This is a genomic window from Streptomyces sp. HNM0645 (assembly GCF_030056615.1).
GTDB lineage: Bacteria > Actinomycetota > Actinomycetes > Streptomycetales > Streptomycetaceae > Streptomyces > Streptomyces marianii.
Genome location: NZ_JASHLT010000110.1, coordinates 1 through 2546, shown reverse-complemented (window position 1 = coordinate 2546; position 2546 = coordinate 1). Strand labels below are relative to the sequence as shown.

At 71.2% G+C, this 2546-nt stretch carries 2 protein-coding genes and 1 pseudogene; 2 read left to right on the top strand and 1 reads right to left on the bottom strand.

The annotated features are described in order from the left end of the window. Positions 1 to 216 precede the first annotated feature (216 nt). Positions 217 to 867, top strand: a complete 651-nt coding sequence (locus tag QMZ92_RS35780; protein WP_283302112.1) for a cysteine hydrolase family protein — start codon at positions 217 to 219, stop codon at positions 865 to 867. Positions 868 to 916: 49 nt separating this feature from the next. Here the strand turns inward: QMZ92_RS35780 and QMZ92_RS35775 are convergent, their stop codons facing one another. After that, positions 917 to 1411: a Rieske (2Fe-2S) protein gene (locus QMZ92_RS35775; protein WP_283302110.1), complete on the bottom strand. Its 495-nt coding sequence runs from the start codon at positions 1409 to 1411 to the stop codon at positions 917 to 919. Between the two features lie 112 nt (positions 1412 to 1523). Here QMZ92_RS35775 and QMZ92_RS36705 point away from each other — a divergent pair. Then, positions 1524 to 1619 (top strand): annotated as a pseudogene (locus QMZ92_RS36705) (HipA family kinase); the annotation flags it as partial. Positions 1620 to 2546 lie beyond the last annotated feature (927 nt).

Here is a 2546-nt window from a genome sequence, read left to right as displayed (position 1 = left end):
CTCGCTCGCCACCGCATCAGCGTCCTGTTCGCCATGCTCCGCGACGGCACCTTCTACGAGTCACGCGTCCCCGAGGCAGCCGCCGCATGACCACCTCGGGCTTGACGAAGGACATAGAGGCACCCCCCGGGCTCGCGGGGCCGTACCGGACCCGACCGACCCCACCCGGCGACGACGAGCCGTTCCGCGGCCCGGACGACGAGAAAGGCGGGGCGCATGCCCTCGTACGAGCAGTTGCAGGCGCGGCTCGACCCGGCCCGTACGGTCCTGCTCACCGTCGAGTGCCAGCAGGGCGTCGTCGGCCGGGACAGCGCCCTTCCGGAACTCGCGGCACAGGCGCGGTCATCGGGCGCCCTGGAGAACATCGGACGGCTCGTGGACGTGGCCCACGAAGCGGGCGTGCAGGTCATGCACGCGGTCGCGGAGCGGCGTCCCGACGGGCGCGGGGCCGGCACCAATGCCCGCCTGTTCCGGGCCGCCGAGCGGCTGCCCGTCCAGCAGTACTCGGGCACCAAGGCGGTCCGCGTCGCCGAACCCATCGAGGTCGCGGACGAGGACATCGTGGTGCGCCGGCTCCACGGCCTCTCGCCGATCGCCGGCACGGACGTCGACGCGCTGCTGCGCAACCTGGGCTGCCGCACGCTGGTCGTCACGGGCGTCTCGGCCAATGTGGCGATACCGAACGCCGTCTTCGACGCGGTCAACCTCGGCTACACCGCGGTCGTCCCCGCGGACGCCATCGCGGGGGTGCCCCCCGAGTACACCCCCGCGATGATCAGGAACACGCTCGCACTCGTCGCCACCGTCACCACCTCGGACGACGTGCTCGCGTGCTGGAAGGCGCCGCGCCGGGCCCGACGCACCTGACGTGCGCTTGCCCGGACGGTCGCCGCCTCCCCGGATGCTCCTGTGGCCGTCAGGCGAGCTTGATCGATCCGCCTTCGACGACGATGGCCGCGGCAGGCAGCGGCGAGGTCGCCGGCCCGCTCTTCACACTGCCGTCACGGGCGTCGAAGTTGCTGTTGTGGCACGGGCAGTTGATCATTCCGTCGGCGACGCCCTTCACCGCGCAGCCCTGGTGGGTGCACTTCGACGAGAAGGCCTTGAACTCGCCCGCGGTCGGCTGCGTCACCACGATGTCGCCGATGACCTTGCCGCCTCCCTCGGGGATGTCGGCGACGCTCGCGATGACCTCGCCCCCGCCTCCGCCCGTCGTGCCCCCGGTGCTGCCGCCCGTGTAACCGCCCGTGGAACCAACGGTCGTGCCGCCGTCCGCCGGGGACACGGCCCCGCTGCCCGCACTCTCCGAGCCGCCGCACGCCGTCAGCGCCGCGGCGAGCCCGGCACCGCCGGCGGCCGAGAAGACGGTACGTCGCGCCACGGTGCGCGCCGGTCCCTGCGTTCCGGTCATGCCGCTCCCTTTCCACAGTCGGCCCCGTCCCGGGCCGTTCGTGTTGTTCTACGGGACCGGGCCACCGCTCGTTCAACGGCCACGCCGCAAGACCGCAAAGTAGTCTGGCGCAATGCTCTCCGAAGTCACAGCGACCCGCTACGTCACGCCCCTGCGTGAGGGCGGCTCGCTCCCGGGAGTCGTCGAGGCCGACGGCCTCGGCACGTGGTCATGAAGTCGTCTTACCAGACGTGTCTGACCTGCGGAGATTCGGTCTAGGGTGCCTGTGACCTGCGCAGATGAGTCCTTAGCCGTCCTTCAGGGACGTGCCGCGTTGTGCAGTCGGTTCTTCCCACGGGCTCTCCAGGACCGTCGGGACTCCCCAGATTCTCCCCAGCCCTGAGTTCCTCGGCCCGAAGGGGCGGCGGTCCGACGGGCGCTCACGGCTGAGCGATGAATCGTGGCTCACGCACGGGCGATGTCCGCGACGTCCGTTCTGGGCCGGTGACGTCTCATGGCCTCCAGCCATCACCCGAATCACATGAGTGGGCCGATACCCCCTCCCCGTACTATGTGCAGGGAGTCCGGTAAACGTCGATCCGGGCGGAGAGTGGAGGCTGAGGTGGCAGGGCGCTTCGGGGCTGCGACGTGGTGGGGCCGATTCGTACTCGCCGTCGCGCTGCTCGTGGGCATCGTGCTGATGCACGCCCTCGGCCACCCTGGCGAACATGCGGCCCCCACCCAAGTGTCCGGGAACCACCTGACCACAAGTGCCCACGCCGCTGCGGCGGCGGAGCATGTGGCGGCCGACCGGGACCGTGCGACGCCCCCCGGGCCCGCGCACGGGGCCGGAGTCGCGGCTGTGTGCCTGGCCGTGCTCGGCGCCGGAATCGGCCTCCTCCTGGTGACCCGTGGCGCGCTCGTACGCCGATGGCGCTGGGCCGACTCGCTGCTGCCGGCCGTGCGGCTCGCTCACGCCCTCCGCGCGATCCCGCCGCCTGATTCGAAAATCCCCCGTTCCGTGTCCGTAGCCGCTGGTCAGGCAGCTCCTTCTGTTTGGAGGGTGACTTGGTAGCCGAGTTGGTTGAGCTGGCTCACCAGGCGTCGGGTCTGCCTGGCCCGGCCGGTGCGTTCGATGAAGTACTGGCCGCCGAGG

Coding starts and splice junctions, on each gene's coding strand:
- QMZ92_RS35780 (WP_283302112.1), top strand. CDS start 217: ATGCCCTCGTACGAGCAGTTGCAGGCGCGGCTCGACCCGGCCCGTACG.
- QMZ92_RS35775 (WP_283302110.1), bottom strand. CDS start 1,411: ATGACCGGAACGCAGGGACCGGCGCGCACCGTGGCGCGACGTACCGTC.